The sequence below is a fragment of the Streptomyces sp. SAI-135 genome (assembly GCF_029893805.1).
GTDB lineage: Bacteria > Actinomycetota > Actinomycetes > Streptomycetales > Streptomycetaceae > Streptomyces.
The window spans coordinates 1701224-1713902 of record NZ_JARXYP010000002.1; the positions used below are offsets into that span (position 1 = coordinate 1701224).

Genomic DNA, 12679 nt, shown 5'->3' on the forward strand with positions numbered 1-12679 from the left:
GGGACGACCTCCGATGCCCAGGTCACGGCGCGTCCACCCCCGCCCGCCCCTCCCCGAACTGCCGAAACATTCGGCAACACCGGCGAACATTACGAAGCCCGATCGACGGCACCTGGCAGCACTCTTCTCGTGCACTGCTGAGAAGTCGCGGCCTCACGAGCCGCCCCACCCTGCTCGCACCCCGGACATGACGCTGTGTATACGTCCCGACCGCCACCATCCACCCTGCCGACCGAGGCGTGCGGCCTTCTCAGCAGCCCCGTCACCCGCCCTTGCCGTCGACGAGCAGAGTCTTAACGGAAGTTTGACGCCCCCACCCCCTCCACGCTCGGGCCCGAGCGTCACTCTCCGCTTACGCTGGTCCCGCCGTCGGACGGGCGGCCGGATCCCAGCCGACCCGCACCGAGGAGCACCCCCGATGGCCACCACCGAACACCCTCCCCCGAGTCGTCTGCGCTCCTGGATGCTGGAGGGTCTGTCGGACATGGGCAAGGGCGGCGGCCACACGGGCCCGCACGCGGAGCCCGAGCCTCCGCACAAGGGCCAGCCCTGGTACCGGGTGATGTGCCTGACCGGTGTCGACTACTTCTCCACCCTCGGCTACCAGCCCGGCATCGCGGCCCTGGCGGCCGGCCTGCTCTCCCCCGTCGCCACGATCGTCCTCGTCCTCGTCACCCTCGTCGGCGCCCTGCCCGTCTACCGCCGCGTGGCCGAGGAGAGCCCGCACGGCGAGGGCTCCATCGCCATGCTGGAACGGCTCCTGTCCTTCTGGCAGGGCAAGCTCTTCGTGCTGACCCTGCTCGGGTTCGCCGCCACCGACTTCCTGATCACCATCACGCTCTCCGCGGCCGACGCCTCCACCCACCTGGTCGAGAACCCGCACCTCAACAGCACCCTGCACAACCAGCAGATGCTGATCACCCTCATCCTGGTCGCCCTGCTCGGCGCGGTCTTCCTCAAGGGCTTCCTGGAGGCCGTCGGCGTGGCGGTCGCCCTGGTCGGCGTCTACCTCGCCCTCAACGTGGTCGTGGTGATCGTCGGCCTGTGGCACGTCGTCACCGCGGGCCATGTCATCACCGACTGGTCCAGCGCCCTGACCGCCGAGCACGGCAACGTCCTCGCCATGGTCGGCGTGGCCCTGCTGGTCTTCCCCAAGCTCGCGCTCGGCCTGTCCGGCTTCGAGACCGGCGTGGCGGTCATGCCGCACGTCAAGGGCGACGACGGCGACACCGAGGAGCACCCCAGGGGCCGTGTCCGCGACACCAAGAAGCTGCTGACGGCCGCCGCCGTGATCATGAGCGTCTTCCTGATCGCCACCAGCTTCATCACCACCCTCCTGATCCCGGAGAAGGACTTCGAGTCCGGCGGCCCGGCCAACGGCCGCGCGCTCGCCTACCTCGCCCACGAGTACCTGGGCGGCGCCTTCGGCACGGTCTACGACGTCTCCACGATCGCCATCCTGTGGTTCGCCGGGGCCTCGGCCATGGCCGGCCTGCTCAACCTGATGCCGCGCTATCTGCCCCGCTACGGCATGGCCCCGCACTGGGCCCGAGCCGTCCGCCCCATGGTCATCGTCTTCACCCTCATCGGCTTCCTGGTCACCTGGATCTTCGACGCCGACGTGGACGCCCAGGGCGGCGCCTACGCCACCGGCGTCCTGGTCCTCATCAGCTCGGCGGCGATCGCGGTGACCATCGCGGCCCGCAAGGCAGGCCAGCGGGGCTGGACGATCGGCTTCGCGGTCATCTCGGCGGTGTTCCTCTACGTCACCGTCGCGAACGTCATCGAGCGCCCCGACGGCGTCAAGATCGGCGCCTGCTTCATCGCCGGCATCATCCTGGTCTCCCTGCTCTCCCGGCTCGCCCGCGCCTTCGAGCTCCGCGTGACCAGCGTGACGCTGGACGCCATGGCGGAACGTTTCATCCGGGACATCGCCAGCCGCAAGATCCGCTTCATCGCCAACGAACCCGACCAACGCGACAAGGCCGAGTACCGCGACAAGATCGAACAGATCCGCGCCGACAACGAGATCCCCGGCGAGGACTTCGTCTTCGTCGAGGTCACTGTCCTGGACCCCTCCGAGTTCGAGGCGAGTCTCACCGTCCGCGGCGAGATCCTTCACCATCGCTACCGTGTCCTGACCCTGGAGTCCTCCTCCATCCCGAACGCCCTGGCCGCCCTCCTCCTGCACGTCCGCGACGCCACCGGCTGCACCCCCCACATCTACTTCGAGTGGACCGAGGGCAACCCGTTCCACAACTTCCTGCGGTTCTTCCTCTTCGGCCAGGGCGAGGTCGCCCCCGTCACCCGGGAAGTCCTGCGCGAGGCGGAGCCGAACCGCGCCCGCCGCCCCCGCGTACACACCGGCTGATCCACGCATGACCGACGAGAGCCGCACACGGCCCTAGGTTGATGCCCATGACCCTGAGCATCCGCAACCAGCTCCCCGGAACCGTCACCGCCGTCACCCCGGGCGAGGCCATGGCGACGGTCGAGGTCCGCCTCGTCGGCGGCCAGGACCTCACGGCCGCGATCACCCTCGACGCCGCGGAGGACCTCGGTCTCGCCGAGGGCTCCTCCGTCCGCGCGCTCGTGAAGTCGACGGAGGTCTCCCTCGCCACCGCCCCGGTCCGGGGCGTGTCCATCCGCAACCAGCTCCCGGGCACGGTCACCGCCGTGACCAGCGGCACCCCCATGGCCACCGTGAAGATCGCCGTCGAGGGAGGCGAACTCACCTCCGCGATCACCGCGGACTCCGCGACCGACCTCGCCCTGGCCGCCGGCACCCCGGTCGTCGCCCTCATCAAGTCGACCGAGGTGTCCCTGGCGACCGCCTGACGGCAATGACGGCAATGACGACCAGGACAACGAGAAAGGGCCCCGCCGCAGCGGGGCCCTTCTCACACGGCAGGTCAGTCCTCGTACGCGTCCAGGGGCGGGCACGAACACACCAGGTTCCGGTCACCGAACGCCTGGTCGATCCGCCGCACCGGCGGCCAGTACTTGTCCGCGACCGGGACACCGCCCGGGAAGACCGCCTCCTCGCGCGTGTACGCGTGCTCCCACTCCCCACCGAGCGCCCCGGCGGTGTGCGGGGCGTTGCGCAGCGGGTTGTCCTCCGCGTCCCACTCCCCGGCCCCGACCTTCTCGATCTCCGCGCGAATGGCGATCATCGCCTCGCAGAACCGGTCGAGCTCGCCCAGGTCCTCGGACTCGGTCGGCTCGATCATCAGCGTCCCGGCCACCGGGAACGACATGGTCGGCGCGTGGAAGCCGTAGTCGATGAGCCGCTTGGCCACGTCGTCGACGCTCACCCCGGTCGCCTTGGTCAGCGGCCGCAGGTCGATGATGCACTCGTGCGCGACCAGCCCGCCGGGGCCGGTGTAGAGCACGGGGTAGTGCGGCTCGAGACGCTTGGCGATGTAGTTGGCGGAGAGCACCGCCACCTGCGTGGCCCGCTTGAGCCCCTCGCCGCCCATGAGCCGGACGTACGCCCACGAGATGGGCAGGATCCCCGCGGACCCCCAGGGCGCCGCCGAGATGGGCCCGACGCCCGTCTCGGGGCCGGCCGCGGGCTGCATCGGGTGGTTGGGCAGATACGGCGCCAGGTGCGCCCGTACGCCCACCGGACCCACGCCCGGACCACCGCCGCCGTGCGGGATGCAGAAGGTCTTGTGCAGGTTCAGGTGCGAGACGTCACCGCCGAAGTGCCCCGGCTTGGCCAGGCCCACCAGCGCGTTGAGGTTGGCCCCGTCGACGTACACCTGCCCGCCGGCCTCGTGCACCTGGGCGCAGATGTCGGCGACGTGCTCCTCGAACACCCCGTGCGTCGAGGGGTACGTGATCATCAGCACGGCCAGCTCGTCGCGGTGCTGCTCGATCTTGGCCCGCAGGTCCTCGACGTCGATCTCACCGTCTCCGGCGGTCTTCACCACGACGACCTTCATGCCCGCCATCACGGCACTGGCCGCGTTGGTCCCGTGCGCGGACGACGGGATCAGGCACACGGTCCGCTGCTCGTCCCCGTTCGCCCGGTGGTACCCACGGACGGCGAGCAGGCCGGCCAGCTCACCCTGCGAACCGGCGTTGGGCTGCAGGGACACCTTGTCGTACCCGGTGACCTCGGCGAGCCGCTCCTCCAGCTCCCGGATCAGCGTCAGATAGCCCTGCGCCTGCTCGGCGGGAGCGAAGGGGTGCAGCTGCCCGAACTCGGGCCAGGTGACCGGCTCCATCTCGGTGGTCGCGTTGAGCTTCATGGTGCAGGAGCCCAGCGGGATCATGCCGCGGTCGAGCGCGTAGTCGCGGTCGGCGAGCCGGCGCAGGTAGCGCAGCATCGCGGTCTCGGAGCGGTGCTGGTGGAAGACGGGGTGGGTGAGGAAGTCGTCGCCGCGCAGCAGCGCGTCGGGCAGCGCCTCCTCGGTGGCCGCGTCCAGCGCCTCGATGTCGGCCTCGACCCCGAAGGCCTCCCACACGGCGGCCACCTGGGCCCGCGCGGTGGTCTCGTCGCAGGCGAAGGACACCCGGTCGGCGTCGACCAGGTGCAGGTTGACACCGTTCCGCCGCGCCGCGGCGACGACCTCGGCGGCCTTCCCCGGCACCCGCACGGTCAGCGTGTCGAAGTAGTTCCCGTGCACGACCTCGACCCCGCCGGCCGTCAGCCCCGCCGCGAGGATGTTCGCGTACCGGTGCGTCCGCCGCGCGATGCCCTTCAGCCCGTCGGGGCCGTGGTAGACGGCGTACATCCCGGCCATGACCGCGAGCAGCACCTGCGCGGTGCAGATGTTGCTGGTCGCCTTCTCCCGGCGGATGTGCTGCTCACGCGTCTGCAGCGCGAGCCGGTAGGCCTTGTTGCCGTCGGCGTCCACGGACACACCCACGAGCCGCCCGGGCAGGCTCCTGGCGAACTTCTCCTGGACGGCCATGTATCCGGCGTGCGGCCCGCCGAATCCCATCGGCACACCGAACCGCTGCGTGGTCCCGACCGCGATGTCCGCCCCGAGCTCACCCGGCGACCTCAGCAGGGTCAGCGCGAGCAGATCGGCGGCGACGGTCACGAGCGCGCCGAGCTCGTGAGCCTGGTCGATCAGCGGCTTGATGTCCCGTACGACACCGGAGGCGCCGGGGTACTGGACGAGCACGCCGTTGATCTCACGCCCGACGACCTCGGCCGGGATCCCGTCGCTGAGGTCGGCGACCACGACCTCCAGGCCGGTCGGCTCGGCACGGGTCTCGATCACGGCGATCGTCTGCGGCAGCACGTCGGCGTCGACGAGGAAGAGCCCCTTCTTGTTCTTCCCCATCCGGCGGGACAGCGCCATGGCCTCGGCCGCCGCGGTCCCCTCGTCGAGCAGCGAGGCACCCGAGGTCGGCAGCCCGGTGAGGTCCGCGACCATGGTCTGGAAGTTGAGCAGGGCCTCCAGCCGTCCCTGCGAGATCTCCGGCTGGTACGGCGTGTAGGCCGTGTACCAGGCCGGGTTCTCCATGACGTTGCGCAGGATGACGGGCGGGGTGAAGGTGCCGTAGTACCCGAGCCCGATCATGGAGTCGAGCACCTGGTTGCAGTCGGCCAGCGACCGCAGCTCGGCCAGCACCTCGGCCTCGGTGCGCGCACCGGGCAGGTCCAGCGCATCGGCGTTCTTGATCACATCAGGCACCGCGGCGGCGGTCAGCTCGTCGAGCGAGCCGTACCCGACCTGGGCGAGCATCTTGGCGCGGGCTTCATGATCCGGACCGATGTGACGCTGCTCGAACGGGATCCCCTGCTCGAGCTCTGCGAGCGGAATGCGGTGGGCGGTCATTGCGGAGGCCTCCTGGTCTGACGCGACCTTCGAGGGGTACCCCGGCGCGGGTACCCCGACGGCCTCCCCCTCTGTCATCTCAACCTGAGAGCTTCACCGGCCGCCCGAAGGCCGCCGGCTTTCACCGTCGGTGAGAGCGGAAGCCGTCGACACCCGCCCTGCTTTCCAGAGTGACCTCGTCCGTGCGGTACGTGAGCCTGAGAGATTCCGGGGAGGATTTGCTCCTTCGGCGCCTCCGATGGTGTCTGGAGGACTCTCCCGCACGGGGTCAGCAGCCGTTTGCAAGCCTACCAGCGAGGTCCCCGCACGAGTCTTCGAGTGGCCGCACGCCCCGATGTGCTCTTTCGTAGTGCTTACGACCGCTTCGGATGAGTTGCGACCAAGTGGAGGGCACGTGCAGACCGACATCGATCCGCGCAACCTGATCGGCCGCAAGGCGTTCGACCGCAACGGCACCAAGATCGGCACCGTCGACGAGGTCTACCTCGACGACGCGACAGGCGTGCCGGAGTGGGCCGCCATACGCACCGGCCTCTTCTCCCGGGACGCCTTCGTCCCCCTGGAGCCCAGCGAACTGGTCGACGGCACCCTGCACGTCCCCTTCGACCGCACGCTCATCAAGGAGGCCCCCGACTTCGGCGTGGGCCGCCACCTCTCCCCCGACCAGGAACTCCAGCTCTACCACCACTACGGCCTGGACGTGGCCGCACCCCCCGCCTTCCCGGACCACGACTTCGGCAAGCTGGCAGGCATGGGGGACGTGGAGACCTGACCCCCACGCCGGCAACCGAGCCACCACCGCGCGCCCTCATCGCCCACGGCCGGGCTCAAGAGCTTCAAGAGCTCAGCCAGACGGCCCGCACGCCCGCCGCAGGCACCCGTAGCAGCCTCTGACTGTGCTGCCGAGAAAGGCCGCGATGCCCCCCGGCTCCGGCCCCACCCGACGGTCCACCCGCCCTCCTGCCCTAAGCAGCCCGGCCCCGACCGCGCCCTGACCACCGGTCGACCAAACCAGCCCCACCGAAGCCACCCCCGTACGCTCCACCCCGCTCCAGACCGGCAGCGCTCGCTCCAGACACAGCGCAGCCCCGCCGCAGGGCCGCACAGCCCGCCCTGTCCCAGGCTCCTCTCGCGACACCGAGCCGCCCCGGCCAAGCGCCCTGCAGCCTCACCAGAACCCCACGCTCCCCTAAGACCGTCGACCGAACCCCAACGGGGCTCACACCCCCACCGGGTCCCGCGACCGGCCGAGGTCGGCAACCGAACCGCAGCCGACACCACACGCGCTCACACCCCGCGGCCCAGCCCCCACGCCGGCTGGCTCCCCAGCCCAGGCATCCACACGCAGCGCCCACGACCAACCACCCCAGCCCCACAGAGCACCCAGCGCCCCACGACCAACCCCTCAAGAACCCCCCCGACGACCCCCCACCACCGCAACCAACGGCAACGGCTCAGCCGTCTCCAGCGCGGGATCGTCGACAAGAAACGTCCGCACCCGCCCCGGCTCCGAATCCGGCGTCTCGAACCGCACGGTCACCCGCCCCAGCCCGCTCCCCTGCACCCACCCGTGCCCGTACTCGGCGTGCCGCACGTCATGTCCGGCGACCCACCGGCGCTCGACCACCACGTCCCGCTCCTCGACCGGAACCTCGTCCGCCACCTCCTCGACGGGGTGCTCCGCTCCCTGGCCCGCGGCCTGGGCGAACAGATCCTCCTGGGTGAAGTCGGCGAGCCCGGAGACCCCGACCCCCAGCAACCGCACACCCCCCGTCGAGTCGACGCCCTCCAGCAGCCGCAGGGCAGCCTCCCGCACCACCGCGGGATCATCCGTGGGTCCCCGCAGGGTCTCGGACCGCGTCAACGTCGAGAAGTCGTACCGCCGCACCTTCAGCACGATGGTCCGCCCCGACAGGCCGGCCTCCCGCAACCTCCGCACACACCGGTCCGCCAACCGCTGCACCTCGAACCCCACCCGCACCCGGTCATGGATGTCGACGTCGTAGGTGTCCTCCACCGACACCGACTTGGCCTCCCGCTCCGCCACCACGGCCCGCTCGTCCCGCGCCAGCGCCATCGCGTAGAGCCCGTGCCCGTGCGCCTTCCCGAGCAGCCGTACGAGCTCGTCCTCCCCCGCCTCGACGATCTCGTCGACCGTGTGGATCCCCGCCCGCCGCAGATGGTCCCCCGTCGCCGGCCCCACCCCGGGCAGGGTCCGCACCGACATCGGCCCGAGCATGGCCCGCTCGGTGCCCGGCTCGATCACCACCAAGCCGTCCGGCTTGGCCTGCTCGGAGGCGATCTTCGCGAGCATCTTCGACGCGGCCAGCCCCACCGACCCCGTGAGTCCCGTGACGGCCCGTATGTCGGCCCGCAGTCTCGCCCCGACCAGCCGCGCCGACGCCTCGTCCCAGGCGGCTCCCCCGGCCTCCAGATCCACGAACGCCTCGTCCAGGCTCAGTGGCTCCACCAGCGGCGACAACTCCCGCAGCAGCCCCATCACCTGCTCGCTGATCGCCTTGTAGAACCCGAAGCGCGGCACCAGATACGCGGCGTTCGGCGCGAGCCGCCTCGCCTGGGCCATGGGCATCGCCGAGTGCACCCCGAACACCCGGGCCTCGTAGGACGCGGTGGCCACCACACCCCGCGGCCCCAGCCCGCCCACGACGACGGCCTTCCCGCGCAGACTCGGCTTGGACGCCTGCTCCGCCGAGGCGTAGAAGGCATCCATGTCGAGATGCAGGATCGTGGGCGCTTTTCTCACATGTCCGATGCTGCCCTACGCCACTGACAATGCCCCGCCGACGCCGGCGGGCAGCTTCAGACCGCCCTGTTGCGGCGCCTGGCCAGCTCGTCCGCGGGGTTGTGCCCGACGAGCGTCTCCCCGGTGTCGATGCGCTCCCCGTGCAGCTGCGACAGGGCGCTCTCGACGTCCCGCCACACCACCCCCACGGCGATCCCGAAGACCCCCTGGCCGCCCTGGAGCAGTGCGTGGACCTCGTCGGGCGAGGTGCACTCGTAGACCGTGGCCCCGTCGCTCATGAGCGTCATGCGCTCCAGGTCCTGGAATCCGCGCTCCCGCAGGTGCTGGACCGTGGTGCGGATGTTCTGCAGCGACACTCCGGTGTCGAGGAACCGCTTGACGATCTTCAGGACGACGACGTCCCGGAAGCTGTAGAGCCGCTGTGTCCCCGACCCGTAGGCGGGCCGCACGCTCGGCTCCACGAGCCCGGTGCGCGCCCAGTAGTCCAGTTGCCGGTAGGTGATGCCGGCGGCCGCGCACGCCGTGGGACCGCGATAGCCGATCTGCTCGGACGCCATGGACGTCGCCCCTCCGCTGCTCGGCACGGCCGCCGGTCGCTGCGGAGCATGATGATCGGCCGCGCTGGTGTGAAGCGGGTACGGACCGCTCGCCCCGAGACTCCGTCCGGGGGCACCCCCAGCCGTACCGTCGCCGCTGCTTCTCACGCCGACCTCCGTCCTTGACCTGCCTTCTCGACGGTAGGCAGTCACCAGGGGTGCGTCAACGATCGCCACACTCGGCACGCCGAGTGATAATCACCCAAGGAGTGGTTTCCCGCGCCCCACCGCGGGGAAAGGCTAGCCGAATGCGCTCCGAACGGGCCGCAGGACGCTCTCACGCGCCGGTGGCAAATGCCGGCATTTCCGTGGCGACCGGACACGGCCGACCCGTCACGGACCACTGATCCGCGGGCCGGCCGCATCTGCCTCACTGACTGCTGGTGCCGAAGTCCTCGGGGGAGATCTGGTCGAGGAACTCGCGGAACTTCTCCACTTCGTCCTCCTGCTCGTCCGGAATGGCGATACCGGCGTCGTCGAGCACTCCGTCGCTGCCGTAGATCGGCGTCCCGGTGCGCAGGGCCAGCGCTATGGCGTCGGACGGCCGCGCGCTCACCTCGACCCCGCTGGCGAAGACCAGCTCCGCGTAGAAGACGCCCTCACGGAGATCCGTGATGCGCACTTCGGTGAGCTCCTGGCCGACCGCCTCCAGCACGTCCTTGAACAGGTCGTGGGTCAGCGGTCGTGCGGGGGCCATGCCCTGCTGCGCGAAGGCGATCGCCGTCGCCTCCCCCGGCCCGATCCAGATGGGGAGGTAGCGGTCGCCTCCCACTTCACGCAGGAGCACGATCGGTTGGTTGGAGGGCATTTCGACCCGGACACCTACGACATCGAGCTCGTTCACACAGCAACCCTAGGCCGTGCCCGGGACGTTTGGGTAGTCGGGCAGGAAACGGGTGACGATCCGGTGCCCGGCGTGCCCTCAGGGCAGCCGTACGCCGAGCGCGGTCTGCACAAGTGCCGCATGCAGCTTCACCGTGAGCCCCGCGAGTTCCTTGGCCCGGGCTTCCGCGTGTGCGCGGGTCTGCGGGTTGCGGTGACGCTTCAGCGGGGCCACCACCTGGTCCACGAGCCCGGCCTCACGGTCGGCGGCCGCCTTCATCGCGCGCAGGTGCCTCGGCTCGATCCCGAACCGCCCGAGCTCCGCGACGAGCGCGGCCACGGTCACCGCCTCGGCGTCGTAGGCCCCGTCCGGCAGGGGCGTGATGAGCCCGTACGACTCCCATTCCGCCAGCTCCGGCTCGCCGATCTCGGCGGCGGCCAGCAGCTCCGCCCGGCCGATCCGGGCCGCGGTGGGGCCCTCCGAGACCTCCAGGACCGTTTCTCCGTCCCGCTGGCGGCCCACCGTGGGCAGCGCGACGGCCTCACCGCGCTCCATGGCGTCCAGGTGCTCCCGGATCACCTTGAGCGGCAGATAGTGGTCCCGCTGCATCCTCAGGACGTGGCCGAGGCGCTCGACGTCCCGGTTGCTGAACTTGCGGTACCCGGAGGGAGTCCGCTGCGGCTCGATGAGGCCCTCGGACTCCAGGAAACGGATCTTGGAGATCGTGACTTCGGGGAACTCGTCGCGCAGCACGTTCAGCACCGTGCCGATGCTCATCAGTCCACTGTCCGTGGCGGCGGCGCCGGGTCCGGCACCGCCGCTCGGTGTTTGAAGCATGGACCTTCCCTGGGAGGGTCAGTAGCCCTGCTGGCTCGCGTAGAACACCAGCCGGTACTTGCCGATCTGCACCTCGTCGCCGTTGTTCAGAGCGACCGAGTCGATCCGCTCGCGGTTGACGTACGTGCCGTTGAGACTGCCCACGTCGGACACCGTGAACGAGCCGTCCTGACCGCGGCGGAACTCCACGTGCCGGCGCGAGACCGTGACGTCGTCCAGGAAGATGTCGCTCTGCGGGTGGCGGCCGGCCGTGGTCAGCTCGCCGTCCAGCAGGAAGCGGCTGCCCGAGTTCGGGCCGCGGCGCACCACCAGGAGCGCGGAGCCCAGCGGGAGCGCGTCGACCGCCGCCTGCGCCTCCGGGGAGAGCGCCGGCATCTGCGTCTGGCCGGTGACCTCGGAGTCGTAGGCCTCGAGTCCCGAGATGGAGATGGTGGAGGTCGTCTCCGAGGGGCGCTCGGGCACGGCCCCGGCCCGCAGCGGGGCGCCGCAGTTGGAGCAGAAGCGGCTGTTCTCCGCGTTGCGGTTACCGCACCTCGTACACACCAGGGCCGACATAGGGGAAAACCCTCCACCCGTACTTGAGGTTGACGGCTGCCCGAAACCTATGCCGCCGGACTGGGCAGGGTCAACAGACGGCACGCCCTGACCACCGGAAATGTCACCACCCTGACCGGCGACCTGGTCCCGGAACAGCGGGCGCTGACCCTCGGCGTCGGGCTGTGCGCGATGACGAGCGGTCGCGTTGTCGCTACCTTCTCGCGCGCTCTTGCCGAACAACTTCGCAAACAACTTCACGGGCGATTCCCCTTGACCGAAACAGACCCGCCCGTGGGGCAGGACGAACCCTGATTGAACACACCGGTCGACCCGGACATCCTCACAACGTCCGTTTCCACCAGACAGTTTCCACCACGCACCACCCATTCGGTGCGCCGACCCCCCGCAACCTCATGCCCTGGCCGGATGCCCCCCATGCACCCGCGGTTCACTGGGAGGACGACCGAGCGTAGTCAGGCCGCTTCGCCGCTCGCAAGGCGTCCACGACGATCTTGTCCGACCGCTCGACGGTAACGGTGGCCTGCTCCTTCTCGAGAGTCTGCACCACGCCTCCAGGGATGTTCAGGGCCGGTTCGAGGTCCTGCGGATTGCCGATGACCTTGAAACGAAACGGCGCGGTGATCTTGTTCCCGTCGACGCTCACGCTCTTGTCCGCATCCGACAGATACGTGTTGGCGACGACCCGCACGCCGTTCACCTGGATCGCCTCCGCCCCCGCCGCCCGCAGTTCCTGGATCGCGTCGAGCAGCATGTCCGCCTCGACCGTCCCCTTGGTGTCCTCGATCGTCATCGTGATGCCCGGCCCCTGCGCGGCCACCGTGCCCGCGAGGATGCCGAGTTGCCGCTCCTTCTCGACCGTCTGCTTGCGGGCCTCCTCTGCCTGGTCGGAGCTGTTCTCCAGCTCGTCCCGCTGCTTCTCGAGGCCCTGCTTCTCGTCTTCAAGACGCTGCGTACGGTCGTCCAGTTCATCGAGGATGCGTACGAGATCTTCCTGCCTCGCGCCCCGCAGCGCACTGTCGCTGTCGCTGTTGGACGCCACCTGGATGGCGAGGCCGAACCCGAGGCCGAACAGCAGCACCGCGACGATGAGTTGGGCCCGGGTCACACGCGGCGGCCACAGCCCCTGCACCAGCCTCTGACGGCCGGTCAGCCCGGCCTCCGCGGCCGGCGTGCCGGGCTCCGCTGCGTTCTCGGCCTTACCGGTCTTCTCGGCCTTCTCGGCCTTCTCGGCAGGCTTGGCCGGGAGTTCCTCCGGCAGCTCCTTGCGCAGCCCGTTGCCGGGCGTCTCGTCCTGCTCGCTCAT

10 protein-coding genes and 1 riboswitch are annotated in these 12679 nt (G+C 70.2%); of the genes, 3 read left to right on the forward strand and 7 right to left on the reverse strand.

Annotated elements, in window-relative coordinates; all coding sequences use genetic code 11:
* The first annotated feature begins 418 nt into the window (after positions 1-418).
* Complete coding sequence (locus M2163_RS12130) at positions 419-2371, forward strand: amino acid transporter (RefSeq protein ID WP_280893958.1); 1953 nt, start codon at positions 419-421, stop codon at positions 2369-2371.
* A 47-nt stretch (positions 2372-2418) separates the two neighbouring features.
* The gene (locus M2163_RS12135) at positions 2419-2838 is read left to right on the forward strand and encodes a TOBE domain-containing protein (RefSeq protein WP_280893959.1); all 420 of its coding nucleotides are present in this window, start codon (positions 2419-2421) and stop codon (positions 2836-2838) included.
* Between the two features lie 74 nt (positions 2839-2912).
* Here the strand turns inward: M2163_RS12135 and gcvP are convergent, their stop codons facing one another.
* Complete coding sequence (gcvP, locus tag M2163_RS12140) at positions 2913-5798, reverse strand: aminomethyl-transferring glycine dehydrogenase (RefSeq protein WP_280893960.1); 2886 nt, start codon at positions 5796-5798, stop codon at positions 2913-2915.
* A 175-nt stretch (positions 5799-5973) separates the two neighbouring features.
* A riboswitch (glycine riboswitch) is annotated at positions 5974-6069 on the reverse strand.
* 123 nt (positions 6070-6192) lie between these two features.
* Between gcvP and M2163_RS12145 the strand changes: the two genes are divergently transcribed.
* Positions 6193-6570, forward strand: a complete 378-nt coding sequence (locus M2163_RS12145; protein ID WP_280852760.1) for a PRC-barrel domain-containing protein — start codon at positions 6193-6195, stop codon at positions 6568-6570.
* 633 nt (positions 6571-7203) lie between these two features.
* Here M2163_RS12145 and M2163_RS12150 read toward each other — a convergent pair.
* The 6 genes from M2163_RS12150 to M2163_RS12175 form a co-directional block, all read right to left on the reverse strand.
* Positions 7204-8562: a DNA polymerase IV gene (locus M2163_RS12150; RefSeq protein WP_280893961.1), complete on the reverse strand. Its 1359-nt coding sequence runs from the start codon at positions 8560-8562 to the stop codon at positions 7204-7206.
* Between the two features lie 56 nt (positions 8563-8618).
* A complete protein-coding gene (locus tag M2163_RS12155) occupies positions 8619-9266 on the reverse strand; it encodes a MerR family transcriptional regulator (RefSeq protein WP_280852758.1) in 648 nt (215 codons plus the stop codon).
* A gap of 262 nt (positions 9267-9528) precedes the next feature.
* A complete protein-coding gene (locus tag M2163_RS12160; RefSeq protein WP_004002801.1) occupies positions 9529-10002 on the reverse strand; it encodes a bifunctional nuclease family protein in 474 nt (157 codons plus the stop codon).
* Positions 10003-10080: 78 nt separating this feature from the next.
* Positions 10081-10818, reverse strand: a complete 738-nt coding sequence (locus M2163_RS12165; protein ID WP_280852757.1) for a MerR family transcriptional regulator — start codon at positions 10816-10818, stop codon at positions 10081-10083.
* An 18-nt stretch (positions 10819-10836) separates the two neighbouring features.
* On the reverse strand, positions 10837-11742 hold the full coding sequence (locus M2163_RS12170; RefSeq protein WP_280852756.1) for an FHA domain-containing protein: 906 nt from the start codon (positions 11740-11742) through the stop codon (positions 10837-10839).
* A gap of 61 nt (positions 11743-11803) precedes the next feature.
* Positions 11804-12679, reverse strand: coding sequence for a DUF881 domain-containing protein (locus M2163_RS12175; RefSeq protein WP_280893962.1), 876 nt, complete (start codon positions 12677-12679; stop codon positions 11804-11806).